Source organism: Brachybacterium nesterenkovii (assembly GCF_900163655.1).
Taxonomy (GTDB): Bacteria; Actinomycetota; Actinomycetes; order Actinomycetales; family Dermabacteraceae; genus Brachybacterium; species Brachybacterium nesterenkovii.
Genome location: NZ_FWFG01000020.1, coordinates 1 through 13,048, shown reverse-complemented (window position 1 = coordinate 13,048; position 13,048 = coordinate 1). Strand labels below are relative to the sequence as shown.

The following is a 13,048-nucleotide window of genomic DNA, read 5'->3' as shown; positions in this document are numbered from 1 at the left end:
GCCTCTCACCGAGCGGCGATCTCCTCGAGCTGAGCAACCCACGCGTCGACGCGCTGGGGGTCGGCCCAGCTGATCTCGAGCGAGTTGCGGGCCAGCTGCACGACTTCCTCGCGGCTGAGCTCCTGGGCGATGGCCAGCGCCTCGAGGTTGTCGCCCACGTACCCGCCGAAGTAAGCGGGATCGTCCGAGGCGACCGAGACCTTCAGCCCCTGACGCAGGAGGTCGGTGATCTCCTGACCCTTCATCTGCTCGGTGACGAAGGAGTTCGACAGCGGGCAACAGGTGAACCCGATCCCGCGCTCCTTCGCCTCGGCGACCAGGGAGCCGTCCTCGAGGATGTTCGTCCCGTGATCGATGCGCTCCACGCCGATCCTGTGCAGCACCGTGGCGATGTTCGCGATCGACTGCTCCTGGTCGATGTCGCAGTGCATGGTCAGGCGGTAGCCGGCCTGCTTCGCGGCGTCGAAGACCGCGGCGAACTTCTCAGGCGGATTGCCGCGCTCGTCGGAGTCCAGCCCCACCCCGAGGATCCGGTCGCGATAGGGCAGCGAGGTCGCGAGCGTCTCCTCGGCCGACTTGACGCTGTGATCACGCAGGAAGCACATGATCAGCGCGGCCTCCACGCCGAGGCCCCGTGCCTCCTGCACAGCCGACCAGAGCCCATCGACCACGGAGGCGAAGGGCACGCCGCGGCTGGTGTGGGCCTGCGGGTCGAAGAAGATCTCCGCGCGCACCACTCCGTCGGCGGCGGCGCGCTCGAAGTACGCCATGGCCAGGTCATGGAAGTCCTGCTCGGTGACCAGCACCTCCATGGCCGGGTAGTAGACGGCCAGGAAGCTGGTGAGATCGGTGAAGTCGTACGTCGCACGCACCTGCTCCACCGTGCTCTGGCCGATGTCCACACCGTTGCGGCGGGCCAGTGCGAGCTTCAGCTCCGGCTCGAGGGTGCCCTCGATGTGCAGGTGGAGCTCCGCTTTCGGCAGGGAATCGATGAAAGGGCGGTCGTAGCTGGGCATGACGGGGCGGTCTCCTCGAGGTCACAGGGCAGGACTAGGCCAGGATAGGAGGCTCGCTGCACTTCAGTGCGGTGCGATCACGGCAGTACGGGGTCGATCCGTCGGTCGGTCAGGTCCGTCCCAGGGCGTCTGCATCGTCGAGGCGATGGGCGCGAGCCCGTGCTGCGCCACTCACCCGTCCGACCGCGAGAACCGGTTGGTCATGCGGTCGCTCGCCGTGAACAGCACCTGGCCGAGCAGCGCCTCGGTCTCCCTGCGGATCCGCTCGGCGATCCGGGTGTTCGCTGTGGTGAGCAGGGCCGGCACCTCGCCCGCCGTGTCGGCTGCGGCGGCCTCCCCGTCGGCCGTGCGGACGGCGCTGCGGCCGAGCGCGAGGGTGCGCTGCCGGTAGCGCTCGATGAGCGGGATCACCTGGTGGAAGTGCGGATCGGCCAGCGCCGCGATCATCCGCGAGGTCCAGTAGAAGCTGTCGGTGCTGACCCGCTCGCCGGTCGTGGCGAGATAGGCGGGGGCCTCCTCGACGTTCGTGAACATCGGGATCAGGGTCGTGAACGGAAGCGAGGCGTAGGCGATCCACTGCACGGCTCGGTGCGACTCCGGCAAGCTCGGGCGGATCTGCAGGATCGCCAGCGCGTTGTGGCGGTTGATGCCGATGGGGCGGAAGGCGCGGCGCTCCGCGTCGGTGCCGCGAGGCGAGTAGGGGTCGAAGACGGTGCCCTGGTAGTGGGAGGAGAGCACATCCTTGACGTCCTCGATCGTGAGGAGCCGCTCCGGACGCCGGCTCCAGGGGAGGTCGTCGGAGTCGGGGCTCGCACCGGGGCGCCCTGCGTCCCAGTCCTCGGCGTGCGGGCTGAGGGCGCGCTGCATGTACCAGGCGCGGGGCGTGTTGTAGAGGCGGTCGTGCTCGGTGTGGGAGCCGAAGGCCTCACGGGGGTTGAACACGTCCGCGCTCCGCCCGTCCTCGCGCAGCGTGAGGTCGAGGTGGTGCTCCCGCAGGAAGGCGCGCAGGTCGGGGCTGGCGAGATGGTCGCGGCCGGGGCCCTCGGCGTCGGCGAGGTCGAAGGAGTCGATGCCCAGCTGGTTCGGCATCGTCACGTAGTGGTCCTCGGGCACGCGCCGCGCGATCCAGTGGTGCCCGCCGACGGTCTCCAGCCACCAGATGTCCTCGGCGTCGCTGAACGCGATCCCGTTCATCTCGTAGGTGCCGTGCTCCGTCAGCAGCGCCCCGAGCCGCTCGACGCCCTCGCGGGCCGAGCGGATGTACGGCAGAACGAGGGTCACGAAGTCCTCCTCGCCGAAGCCGCCGGGACTCTCGCCGTCCCGCTCGGCCAGCGGGTCCGCGCCGAGCACGCGCGTGTTCGAGGTGATCGTCTCGGTCGCGCTCATCGCGACGTTCGCCGCGTTGATCCCGGCGCAGCCCCAGATCCCCTCGTCCGGCAGGGCGTTCGGGATCGCGGTGTAGCGCAGCGGGTTCTCGTGCAGCTCGATCGTGCGCCCGCCGAGCACGGAGGTGTAGGTGCGCGGCTGGTCCTCGGGACGCACCACCACGGCGCGCTTCGGATCGAAGCTGCCGGCCGAGGAGTCCTCGGTGCGGGCGACCAGCGGGGAGCCGTCGGCGCTCGCACGGCGGCCGACGAGAAGGGTGGTGCAGGGCATGGGGGAGTGGCTCCTGGGCGGCGAGGACGGTGTGCGCTCTCCACCGTAGACCTGCTCCCGGCATAGGGTGGCCCGCGCCATGGTGCCGCGTCCGGCGGCGCCGATCCGTCGGGGGAGAAGAGCAGCGATCGAGGCAGAGCACACGACAAGTTCGCCGCTCAGGCGCTGCCCTCCGTCAGGCTCGCCGTCGGCAGCCAGTCCGCGCCGAGCAGCTGCGCCACGTCGGTGAGGCCTTCGGTGTCTCCGCCGACGGTGTCGGAGGCGGCGGCGATCCGCTCCACCATCACCTTGGAGACCTGCTCCTCGACGGTGTCCTCGGCGTAGGCGATGTGCCAGGGGGAGACCTGGTGGTCGCGGTGTGTGCGGCCGGTGACCTGCCGGCCCGCGATGCCGGAGAAGCGGGCCTGGTGGAAGATCCCGACCCGCGGCTCCTTGCTCGCCTGCTTCCCGCCGGGGAGCATCTCGCCGGCGTGGAGGCTGATCGAGGCGACCGTGGTGAACACGCACACCGGCGCCTCCCCGGTCTGGAAGCGAAGCCGCTCGGCCTCGACGTCGAAGCGGTCCCGGCCGAAGATCGTCGCGACCTCAAGACCCGCGTCCGGCAGGCGCTCCGTGATCGGATCGGCGGCGGTGGTCACGAACTCGACCGAACAGGCCACCTGCCGCTCCGCCTCGACCTGCTGCGCGATCCACTGCACCGTCGAGTCCACGCGGAGCAGCCCCGCCTTCTGCCGGAAGCGCAGCAGCGCAGCCCGACCCTTCGCGGTGCTGCGCCCGCGGCGGGCGAGGTCCATCTCCCGGCAGAACTCGCCCCACTCCGCCTCGTACGCCTCCCGCTCGGCCGGGGTGAGCGCGACCGGCATCCCGGAGACCGGCACCGGTCCCCACGGCGCGGACCGGTGCAGCATCGCGGCCGGCTCGTCGTCCGTGAGCCAGGTGCGCACCCGCGTGAGATCCTCCGCCCGACGGGCCGGATCCGTCGTCCAGGTCGCGCCGTCGCGGCCCTTCTCCAGACCGATCCCGTGCCGCTCGAGTGCCGAGGTGAAGGTGTTCGCGGGCTCCTTGGCCGAGCCCCAGGCGGTCATCGGCTCCCCGCGCGACTGCGCATAGGCGGGGGCGAGATAGGGCAGCTCGAGCGGGGTGTGGCCCGGCGTGGCGGTGGTCGCGATGACGAACGGCGCCTTCTCATGCGGTGTGCTGTGCCCCGAGATCTTCGCCCACAGCTTCCACCGCTTCGTGGTGGTGCGCCGCAGCGCATGGGCCTCGTCCGCGATGATCACGTCCCAGTCGTGCTCCGTGACCTTTTCGAGGCGGTTCCCAGGTGATCACCACCCACTCCAGGCCGCTGTCGCCGAGGGCGGTGATGGTGCGGCACCAGTGGCCGATGGTGATCGCGGCAGGCCGGTCGGCGACCACCAGCACCCGCTGTGCGCCGCGGAGGTCGCCCACCGCGCTCGCGCCGAGCACGGCGGAGATCGTCTTGCCGACCCCCGGCTCGTCCGCGAGCAGGAACTGCCGTCCACCGGCAGCGGCGTCGGCCGCGATCGCGTCGGCCGCCTCGTACTGGTTCAGCCGGGGCTCGAGGTTTTCGGCCGGCGCGGGGATCGGTGCGGGATCGTCGGGATTGAGCTGGTTCTCGAGGAACTGGCCGAGGGTGTGCGGGCCGGGAGCGTAGGGCGCGAGGTGCTCGGGCAGGGCGCGCCCGGCGAACAGGTGCTCTTCACCGCCGGGTGCCAGGACGCCCCCTCGACCTGGTTCCCGTAGGGCCCATCGAGCACCCACAGCCGCTCGCCCGGGCCCGCGAACGGCAGCGGCCGCTGCGCGGAGCTGGGGCGCTTCCTGCGCGGGGACCTGCGGCGTCGGCGGGCGGTGGAGCGGCGAGAGGTGGGCACCCGGCGACCCTACCGGGGCGTGCTCGGCGTGCGGCGGCAGCTCGCCACCGCCGCCTCGTCCCTTGTGCGGTGCGCCCTCAGGCGCGCCCGCCGAGCCCGACGACGTGCTCGGGCAGGCGCTCGTTGCTGCCGTACATGAAGTGGTTGGCCATGTTCTCGGAGAACCGGCTGGCCTCCGGGGTGCGGCCCACCGCCTCGGCCACCTCGCGGATGTGGATCGGGGCGGCGCCGCAGCACACGCCCAGGTAGTTCACGCCCAGGCCGTACGCCTCCTCGGCGAAGGCCCGGATCTCGTACCTGTTGGTGTACAGCGGGTCCAGGGCGGTGGGGAAGGTGCGCCCGTGCGGGGAGGGCACGGTGGCGGCCACGTCCGAGAGGTTGAAGAACGTGGGCTCCTGCTCGGTGGTGCGGTAGGGGATCGGCAGCGCGCCCACGTGGCAGGAGACCGCCTCGCGGATCTGACGCAGCCAGGGCAGCATCGTGTCCGGGCCGCGGAAGCAGTTCAGGCCCACCACGTCCGCCCCGCCCTGCTCGAGACGCTGGGCGGTCTCCACGATCCCGGCCCCGTCGGCCATCTCCTGGAACGCCATCGGCGCCAGCGTGAGCACCACCGGCAGCCCGGAGGCCTTCGCGATCTCGAGCGCGGCCAGCGCCTCGCCGGCGTAGTAGAAGGTCTCGCCGATGATCAGATCCGCGCCCTCCTCCACGGCCCAGCCCACCATCTCCTCGAACATGCCCCGCACCTCGGCCTGGCGGACGGGATCGGCCGGGTCCCAGATGTTGGAGTTGGAGATGTTGCCGGCCATGAGGTTGCCGGGCACGCCGTCGGCGACCTCTCGGGCGATCCGCAGCGCGGCGCGGTTCAGCGGCTCCAGCAGCTCCTCCTTGCCGATCACGCGCATCTTCTCGCGGTGGCCGTTGTAGGTGAACGCCTCGACGACGTCGGAGCCGGCGCGCTGGAAGTCCACGTGCAGGGTGCGCAGCGCCTCCGGGTGCTCCAGCGCCACCTCGGGGACGAACTCTCCGGCGGTGAGATAGCCGCGGCGCTCGAGCTCGAACAGGAACCCCTCCGCACAGAGAACGGGGCCGGCGTCGAGGCGCTCGGTGAGGATGTTCTGGGACATGGTAGTACTCCGTAGTCGATCGGTGCGGGTCGGTTCGGGGCGAGAGTAGCCCGGCGCCGCGGCGCTGTCTCGTGCGTGGCTCCGTGTGAACGCCGACGGCCGGAGAGCCGCGTCGGCGGGCGGCAGGCGGCCCGGCCGCAGGCGCCCCCGCCGCGTGGCGTCCCTCGCCCTCAGCCGTTGCCCTCGGTGAGGCTCGCCGCGGGCTGCCAGTCGGCTCCGAGCAGCTGGGGCACGTCGGTGAGGTCCGCAGTGTTCCCGCCCACGGTGTTCGGGGCGGCGGCGATCCGTCCGGCCCGCAGTGAACTCGGTGATCACCGGTACGCGCACGCTCGAGCGGCTGCGCGACGCCTGGCCGCTGCCGACCTGGTGCTGAGCGAGGAGGAGATCGCCAACCTCGGCGAGGTCAGCACTCCGTAGATGGACGACGACCCCTACGTGCCGGCGGGCAACCGCCAGCGGCATCGGGGCCAGGTGCAGAGAGCAGCTGACGGCGCGCTGAGCGGGTGGGGAGCTCCTCCGGCCGGCCCGGGCGTTCGATAGGCTTGCGCAGTAACTCCGAGCGCCGCGATGAGCCTGCTGTTTGTGCCTCCGATCCGCGGAGGGCTGTCCCTGCTCTTCCTCCTTCTGCTCGGCGGCATGCCGTTCTCGAGCGAGGATCTGCACCCGGTGGAGAGGGTCGGCGTCGCGGCGGGCATCCTGTTGCTCTGCGCACTGATCTGGTGGTTGACCTGCGGCGGGTTCCTCCGGCACGTCCGCACCTCGCCGCGAAAGGTGGATCCTGCGCTGATCGCCTGGCGCCCGCGACGCGTCGCGGTCGCCATCTCCTGGGCCGGCCTGGTCGGCGTCGTCATCGGAATGCTGAGCGTCGGACCGCTGGTCGCGAGGGACGAGGACGGGCTGCCGCTGGCGGCCGCTCTCCTCACCGCGGCCGCTCTCCTCACCGTCGGGGCGGGCCTTCCGATCGCGACGCTGCTGCCGCGGATCAGCCGCTGGTACGCGCTGCGCCAGGGCACCGTGTGGATCGACGCCGCCGGGTTGATCGTCCGCTCCGCCGAGGGCGTCCAGGAGATCCGGGTGCGATGGCGCGAGGTCGGCGGCACGGACGGGACGCCGCGACCTGCGAGCGTCCTGCCGCCCGCTGCGGCCGCGCTGCTCGGGAGCGGCGTGCGGTGGCGACCGGGCGCGCACGAGGCGGTCGCGCGCTGGTCGGCGGAAGGGTTCGCACCGAGCCTCGAGGAGGTGCGGCGGCTGGAGCTCGACTCGGCATGGTCCGATGATCCTCGTGCCGAGCTGCCGACCCTCGGGGAGCGCGTGAGGGACGCGCTGGTGCGGCTCTGGGCGGTCGGGGCGCTCACCGCCATGGTCGTGGGCGCGGTCTACGCGGTCGTCGTCACCGACGCCCCGTGGCCGATCATGCTGGTGCTCGGTCTCCTGGCCCTGCTGGGCCTGATCATCCTGGCACCCCGTGCCTGGCGGACGTGGCGCACCGGGAATCGGGCCGCGCACCTGGACGACGACGGCTGGGTGGACCTGCTCCACGGCCAGGGCCGAATCCCCTGGGACCACGTCGACCGCATCGAGGTCCACGATCGGGCGGTGGTGCTGGTGAGCACTCCGGAGGCACCGCCGTTCCGCGACCGGGACCTCGGCAACCGACTGAACGCGGCGTTCGAGAGGCTGCTGACAGGCTCCCGGGTGCGGATCAGGAGCGCCGGCCCCGGCTTCCTCGAGATCGGGCCCCGTCATCTTCCGTACAGCGCGGTGACGGGCGTCCACCGCCTGGTGCGGCACGCCTCCGCGCTCGGCACGGTGGAGGTACGCCGCGTCGAGGGCTGAGGCTCCCCGGCGGCTGGCCCCTCCCCGGAGCCGTTGCTTCGTGCTGTGCTGGGACGATGGAGCGTCCCGTGCCGGGCGCAGTCGCCGCGACATCGCGCCCCGCCCGTGCAGCCCGCGGTCCAGATCGACCGCGGCGCCCCTCCGAGGAGGGCGAGCCGTGCGCGCCGAGGACGGCCGCTCCGTGACGCGGGTCGACATCTCGCCCTTCATCTCCGGCCTGCCCTCGGCACCGACACCACGCGCTTCTCGACCACCGATGCCTCGGGGTCGACCTCGCAGGTCGCCTCCCTCGCTGATGCCCTGGACCGCCTGGCCGAGCTGCTGGAGCTCCTCGGAACCGTGGGTCGCCCCACGCTCGACGAGGCGATCACCGCACTGTGCGACCGTCTCGACGGCCAGAGCCTGGAGAGCCCGTCCCCGCATCACGGGCATCCGGGCCTCAGCCCGCGTCCTCAGTCAGCGTCGCCGCGGGCAGCCAGTCCGCGCCCAGCAGCGCGGCCACGTCGGTGAGGCCCTCGGTGTCCCCGCCGACGGTGTCGGAGGCGGCGGCGATCCGTTCCACCATCGCGCGCGAGACCTGCTCCTCGACGGTGCCCTGCGCGTAGGCGATGTGCCAGGGCGAGACCTGGTGGTCGCGGTGGGTGCGGCCGGTGACCTGCCGGCCCGCGATGCCGGAGAAGCGCGCCTGATGGAAGATTCCGACCCGCGGCTCGGTGGTCGCCTGCTTCCCGCCGGGGAGGGTCTCGCCGGCGTGGAGGCTGATCGAGGCGACGGTGGTGAACACGCATACCTTCGCCTCCCCGGTCTGGAAGCGCAGCCGCTGCTCCTCGACGTCGAAGCGGTCCCGGCCGTAGATCGTCGCGACCTCGAGGCCCGCGTCCCGCAGGCGCTCCGTGATCGGGTCCGCGGCGGTGGTCACGAACTCGACCGAGCAGGCCACCTGCCGCTCCGCTTCGACCTGCTGCGCGATCCACTGCACCGTCGAGTCGACGCGGAGCAGCCCTGCCTTCTGTTGGAAGCGCAGCAGCGCCGCCCGCCCCTTCGCGGTGTTGCGTCCGCGGCGGGCGAGGTCCATCTCCCGGCAGAACTCTCCCCATTCCGCCTCGTAGGCCTCGCGCTCGGCCGGGGTGAGCGCGACCGGCATCCCGGAGATCGGCACCGGCCCCCAGGGTGCTGCGCGGTGCAGCATCGCGGCGGGCTCGTCGTCCGTGAGCCAGCTGCGCACCCGCGCGAGATCCTCCGCCCGACGGGCCGGATCCGTCGTCCAGGTCGCGCCGTAGCGGCTCTTCTCCAGGCCGACCCCGTGCCGCTCCAGCGCGGAGGTGAAAGTGTTCGCGGGCTCCTTGGCCGAGGCCCAGGCGGTCATCGGCTCCCCGTGCGACTGCGCGTAGGCGGGGGCCAGGTACGGCAGCTCGAGCGGGGTGTGTCCGGGCGTCGCCGTCGTCGCGATGACGAAGGGCGCCGCGTCGTGCGAGCGGGTGTGCCCGGAGATCCGCGACCAGAGCTTCCACCGCTTCGTGGTGGTGCGGCGCAGGGCATGCGCCTCGTCGGCGATGATCACGTCCCAGTCGTGGCCTGCGACCTTCTCCAGCCGGTCCCAGGTGATCACCACCCACTCCAGGCCGCTGTCGCCGAGGGCGGTGATCGTGCGGCACCAGTGCCCGATCGTGATCGCCGCCGGCCGGTCCGCGACCACCAGCACCCGCTCCGCGCCGCGCAGATCGCCGACGGCGCTCGCGCCGAGCACGGCGGAGATCGTCTTGCCGACCCCCGGCTCGTCGGCCAGCAGGAAAATTCGCCCGCCGACCTCTGCGCGGGCTGCGATCGCGTCCGCCGCCTCGTACTGGTTCTGCCGCGGCTCGAACCCGTCGGTCGGCTCGGGGACGGGCGCGGGGGAGCCGGGGTTGTGGAGGTTCTCCAGGAAACGGCCGAGGGTGTGCGGGCCGGGGGAGTAGGGCTTGAGGTGGCCCGGCAGCGTGCGGCCGACGTGCACGTGCATCTTCACGGCGGGGTGCCAGGAGGCGCCCTCGACCTGTGTGCCGTAGGGGACGTCGAGGATCCACAGCCGCTCGCCGGGGCCGACGAAGGGGAGCTCGCGCGGGGCGTGGCGGGAGGAGCCCCCGGATCGGCGGCGCGAGGACCTGCGGCGGCGGGTGGTGGTGGAGCGGCGAGAAGCGGGCACCTGGGGAGGCTACCCGGGCTTCGCAACGACGGCGTTGCAAGAACTCGATTCGTCCAGCCTTAGGCCGGGTCAGTAAGAGTGCGATTGTGGCAGTGCTCGGGCTGTCTCGATACGGTGCGTGCCCTAGACGTGTCGGAGTGCGACGAGATAGCGTCATGGACAGAGGGCTTCCGTGCCGTCTATTTTCGGGGCGCAAATTCAAAGGGGAATCATGGACCTATGGTACACGACTACTGATCATGCTGTGGGGCAAGGCTTGATGTGTAGTGGTGAGTTGAGTGACGCCGACGGAAATTCAATCCTGACCTATGTATACGATTGCGGATCCTCTGAAGGCGATCGGGACCGTCTCCTCGGGAGGGAGGCGAAAAACTCGAAATCTGGATTACGCGAAAGTCTTGACGTTCTCTACATCTCGCACTTCGATGAGGACCATGTGAATGGCGTTAAAATCCTGGCCGCCGAGCGGCAAATCGCGAGTATAGTGATCCCGGCGACCTCTCTCGCGGAGCGCGTTCTCCGCTTTGGTGGAGTTCGAGGTGTCGGGACTGGCCCGGTATCGAGTGAAGATATCGCGATTATTCGGGATCCACTCGCAGGCCTCCGAGACATTTCGCCAGGGACTGAGATTATTGCGATCGATGAAACTGATCCGCCAAGCTTGGCGGACGGAGCGCCAGCAGATTGGGTTGGCGACGTGGTAACTTCGACTCCCGATCATACGGGGGTGGTCAGTGTCGCTCGCGGCACTGCTTCATTTTGGATGCTGAAGCCATGGACCGTGCCTCAGGTTTCTGGAGCTAGGAATCTATTCCTCGACGCATTGGGCTACGACGATGAGGCTTCTCTGCAGGCGGATCTACTTACCCTTCTCCAAGTAGATGAGGAGCGCAAGAGGGTGCGGGAAGCTTACGAAACGGCGCTTGCGGCGATCCGAAGATCGGATGTTCTGAACTTTACGTCACTTTGTTTGTATGTTGGCCCTGCGGTTCGACCGCAGGCGACGTATAGGAGTCGTCGGGTGCCCACGTCAAATTTGCTACCCGGCGGTGCCCAGATGTATCGGGTCCGTGCGGAGCGGCGGGATGTTGGCGCCTGGGGGGTATTGCCTGCCTGGATAGGTACGGGCGATGCGCTATTAAAGGAGAAGGTGCGTGCCGACCTGTTTGAGGCGCAGTATCGAGGTGTTGCAGATTTGGTTGGCGCAATAACATTGCCGCATCATGGTTCGCACTGGAATTTTTCGGAGCAAGTTCTTCTTGGCCAACCTGAGCAGATGGTGGCTGTTTCGTCAGCGGGGACTACGAACATTTATGGCCATCCGAGTCCTGCAGTGCTCGCGGCGGTCTCTTCCCTCGGAGGCCATGTGGTGTCGGTGAATGAATATGAGGCGTCGCGCTTTACTCAGGTCCGACACGTCAAATTCTAGGTGTCCCAGAAGGGGGAAGCGCCCCGTCCAAGAGAGCGAGAGCAGCAGTTATGTCTGAAGACGAGACATCGAAGGCCGTTGGGAGGGTCCTAGACGCGGATGTCGATGTCGTGGGGGATCCAGCGGTAGTCGTGGACTCTCTGCCAGAGCCCGAGAAGGCGGAGGCGGAGGAGTTCGCCCGCGAGTTCCTCCTCCGGGTGCTCCGCCTGCGAGGCGTGAAGATCGACCGGGAGCACTTCCTGCGCGCCGAGCTGCACAAGCGCGGTATCGGTGGCGCCACGATCGCCCGGGCCGTCGAGGAGAACCCTGCTGCTGCGGGGGATCTAGCCCCGGATGCTCGACCGGATCGCCGCTGAGGTGCTCGAGTTCGAGACCCGGATGTCCACGGCGATGTCATTCGCCGCGGGCATCCCCGGCGGATCCGCGATGCTCGGCACCATCTCCGGCGACATCACCCAGTTCTACGTGCGCGCCTTCCGCATCATGCAGAAGGTCGCGTACGTATACGGATGGACATCGTTCCTCGAGGACACGGATGAGATCGACGACGAGACCCTCGGGAAGCTCGCCCCGTTCCTCGGCGTGATGATGGGCGTCGGCGGCGCTTCCGCGACCGTCACGACTTTCTCGGCGAACGTCGCGCGCCCCGCTATTCAGAAGCAGATCACCGGGGTCGCGCTCACGAAGACTGCCTGGTTCACGCCGATGAAGCAGGTGCTGAGGGTCATCGGCACCAAGCTCACCAAGGACAGCTTCGCCAAGACCGTCACGAAGGTCGTGCCCGTGGCGGGCGGCGTGCTCTCCGGAGGACTCACCTACGCCACACTGCGCGTGCAGTCAGGACGACTGATCAAGCACCTGCGCGAGCTTCCGCCGCCGCACGTCGATGCCGAGGAGTACCTCCGCCTGGTGCGCGTGGCCGACGACGATCGCGATTCAAGGATCGCGACTCGGCACGCAACCGACGCGGTGAAGGGCGCCGGGGCGGCCGCGAAGGGTACGGCGGCCAAGGTGACAGGGCGTATCGGCGGCATGATTCCGGGCCGGGCGAAGGCGGAGCCGGCCAGCGACGACGCCTGACCTTTGCGAGTCAGGCGCTGGCCGGTTCCTCCCGGTGCAGGAGCACCTGGTCGAGCAGGTCGTCCGAGTGGAACTTCGCGAAGTTGGACGGGCCCCGACGCATGAGGCCCAGCGCCATCTGCCGAGCCGCGGCGAGGATGCTCTTGCGCTCCAGCAGCTCGGCCATCGCGCCGAGCGGCACGAAGATCGAGGCGGCGTCCTTGTAGCTCCGGTAGTTAGTCCGCTCGATATCGAGATCCCGGCAGTCCCTCCGCTCGAGAGCAGTCGAGTCGACGTTCAGGTATGACTCCGAGATACCGAGCTTCGGGAAGTGGAGCATGAACAGAAGCTCGACATTGTGGGCGTTCACCGTGAAGAGTCGGCGCCGATCGGCTGTGCGTCCCGTCCCGGGCACCGGGCGATGTCAAGGCGTCGAAGCAACATGGGGCTCGCCGGCGAGCAGTCGTGCGAATGCCTCGGTGGGCGTGAGATAGCCCAGTCGGCGGCGGGGTCGATTGTTGATCTCCTCGGCGATGGTGGTGAGGTAGGGCTGGTGATCGGGGATCACCGTGCCCTTGGGCAGATACTCCCGGTAGAGCCGGTTCGTGTTCTCGTTGCTGGGTCGCTGCCAGGGCGAGTGGGGATCGGCGAAGTAGACCGGCATCGCCGTGGCCAGGGAGACCTTCGCGTGCTGGGCCATCTCGCTGCCCTGGTCCCACGCCAACGATGCCTTCATCATCTCGGGCAGGTCGTTGAAAAACTCGATGACCGCGTCAGCGGTTGGCTCGGCGTGTTTCGAGGGCGTGTCAGATGGTCTGTGTAAGCCGTACCGAGAGGAACGGTAAGAATCATGA

13 protein-coding genes are annotated in these 13,048 nt (G+C 69.6%); 5 read left to right on the top strand and 8 right to left on the bottom strand.

Annotated elements, in window-relative coordinates; translation table 11 throughout:
* Nucleotides 1–5 precede the first annotated feature (5 nt).
* The 5 genes from add to FM110_RS02185 form a co-directional block, all read right to left on the bottom strand.
* Complete coding sequence (add, locus tag FM110_RS02200) at nt 6–1,016, bottom strand: adenosine deaminase (protein ID WP_087102245.1); 1,011 nt, start codon at nt 1,014–1,016, stop codon at nt 6–8.
* 171 nt (nt 1,017–1,187) lie between these two features.
* Nucleotides 1,188–2,672 (bottom strand): C69 family dipeptidase, encoded by a 1,485-nt coding sequence (locus FM110_RS02195; protein WP_087102243.1) that lies wholly within the window; start codon nt 2,670–2,672, stop codon nt 1,188–1,190.
* 158 nt (nt 2,673–2,830) lie between these two features.
* Nucleotides 2,831–3,952, bottom strand: coding sequence for a DEAD/DEAH box helicase (locus FM110_RS14425; protein WP_234991843.1), 1,122 nt, complete (start codon nt 3,950–3,952; stop codon nt 2,831–2,833).
* On the bottom strand, nt 3,858–4,454 hold the full coding sequence (locus tag FM110_RS14420; protein ID WP_234991842.1) for a hypothetical protein: 597 nt from the start codon (nt 4,452–4,454) through the stop codon (nt 3,858–3,860). The genes FM110_RS14425 and FM110_RS14420 overlap by 95 nt, the downstream gene beginning before the upstream one ends.
* Before the next feature lie 187 nt (nt 4,455–4,641).
* Nucleotides 4,642–5,688 (bottom strand): homocysteine S-methyltransferase family protein, encoded by a 1,047-nt coding sequence (locus FM110_RS02185; RefSeq protein ID WP_087102242.1) that lies wholly within the window; start codon nt 5,686–5,688, stop codon nt 4,642–4,644.
* Nucleotides 5,689–6,324: 636 nt separating this feature from the next.
* Here FM110_RS02185 and FM110_RS02180 point away from each other — a divergent pair.
* Nucleotides 6,325–7,524: a hypothetical protein gene (locus FM110_RS02180; protein WP_143276216.1), complete on the top strand. Its 1,200-nt coding sequence runs from the start codon at nt 6,325–6,327 to the stop codon at nt 7,522–7,524.
* Nucleotides 7,525–7,569: 45 nt separating this feature from the next.
* The gene (locus FM110_RS14905; protein WP_407641021.1) at nt 7,570–8,034 is read left to right on the top strand and encodes a P-loop domain-containing protein; all 465 of its coding nucleotides are present in this window, start codon (nt 7,570–7,572) and stop codon (nt 8,032–8,034) included.
* Here FM110_RS14905 and FM110_RS02175 read toward each other — a convergent pair.
* On the bottom strand, nt 7,964–9,706 hold the full coding sequence (locus FM110_RS02175) for a DEAD/DEAH box helicase (RefSeq protein ID WP_087102238.1): 1,743 nt from the start codon (nt 9,704–9,706) through the stop codon (nt 7,964–7,966). The genes FM110_RS14905 and FM110_RS02175 overlap by 71 nt on opposite strands.
* A gap of 274 nt (nt 9,707–9,980) precedes the next feature.
* Here FM110_RS02175 and FM110_RS13645 point away from each other — a divergent pair, with 274 nt between their 5' ends.
* From FM110_RS13645 to FM110_RS02170, 3 genes are all read left to right on the top strand, one after another.
* Complete coding sequence (locus tag FM110_RS13645) at nt 9,981–11,135, top strand: ComEC/Rec2 family competence protein (RefSeq protein WP_143276215.1); 1,155 nt, start codon at nt 9,981–9,983, stop codon at nt 11,133–11,135.
* A gap of 50 nt (nt 11,136–11,185) precedes the next feature.
* Complete coding sequence (locus FM110_RS13640) at nt 11,186–11,491, top strand: hypothetical protein (protein WP_143276214.1); 306 nt, start codon at nt 11,186–11,188, stop codon at nt 11,489–11,491.
* A gap of 70 nt (nt 11,492–11,561) precedes the next feature.
* Nucleotides 11,562–12,215: a hypothetical protein gene (locus FM110_RS02170; RefSeq protein WP_143276213.1), complete on the top strand. Its 654-nt coding sequence runs from the start codon at nt 11,562–11,564 to the stop codon at nt 12,213–12,215.
* Between the two features lie 10 nt (nt 12,216–12,225).
* Here the strand turns inward: FM110_RS02170 and FM110_RS02165 are convergent, their stop codons facing one another.
* Complete coding sequence (locus FM110_RS02165) at nt 12,226–12,564, bottom strand: hypothetical protein (protein WP_087102234.1); 339 nt, start codon at nt 12,562–12,564, stop codon at nt 12,226–12,228.
* Nucleotides 12,565–12,618: 54 nt separating this feature from the next.
* A partial coding sequence (locus FM110_RS02160) for an IS30 family transposase (protein WP_143276212.1) occupies nt 12,619–13,048 on the bottom strand: 430 nt, incomplete at its 5' end.

Bases quoted from the DNA above. Each gene is read 5' to 3' on its own strand.
- add (WP_087102245.1), bottom strand. From the start codon at position 1,016: ATGCCCAGCTACGACCGCCCTTTCATCGATTCCCTGCCGAAAGCGGAG.
- FM110_RS02180 (WP_143276216.1), top strand. From the start codon at position 6,325: ATGCCGTTCTCGAGCGAGGATCTGCACCCGGTGGAGAGGGTCGGCGTC.
- FM110_RS02170 (WP_143276213.1), top strand. From the start codon at position 11,562: ATGCTCGGCACCATCTCCGGCGACATCACCCAGTTCTACGTGCGCGCC.
- FM110_RS02195 (WP_087102243.1), bottom strand. From the start codon at position 2,672: ATGCCCTGCACCACCCTTCTCGTCGGCCGCCGTGCGAGCGCCGACGGC.
- FM110_RS13640 (WP_143276214.1), top strand. From the start codon at position 11,186: ATGTCTGAAGACGAGACATCGAAGGCCGTTGGGAGGGTCCTAGACGCG.
- FM110_RS02185 (WP_087102242.1), bottom strand. From the start codon at position 5,688: ATGTCCCAGAACATCCTCACCGAGCGCCTCGACGCCGGCCCCGTTCTC.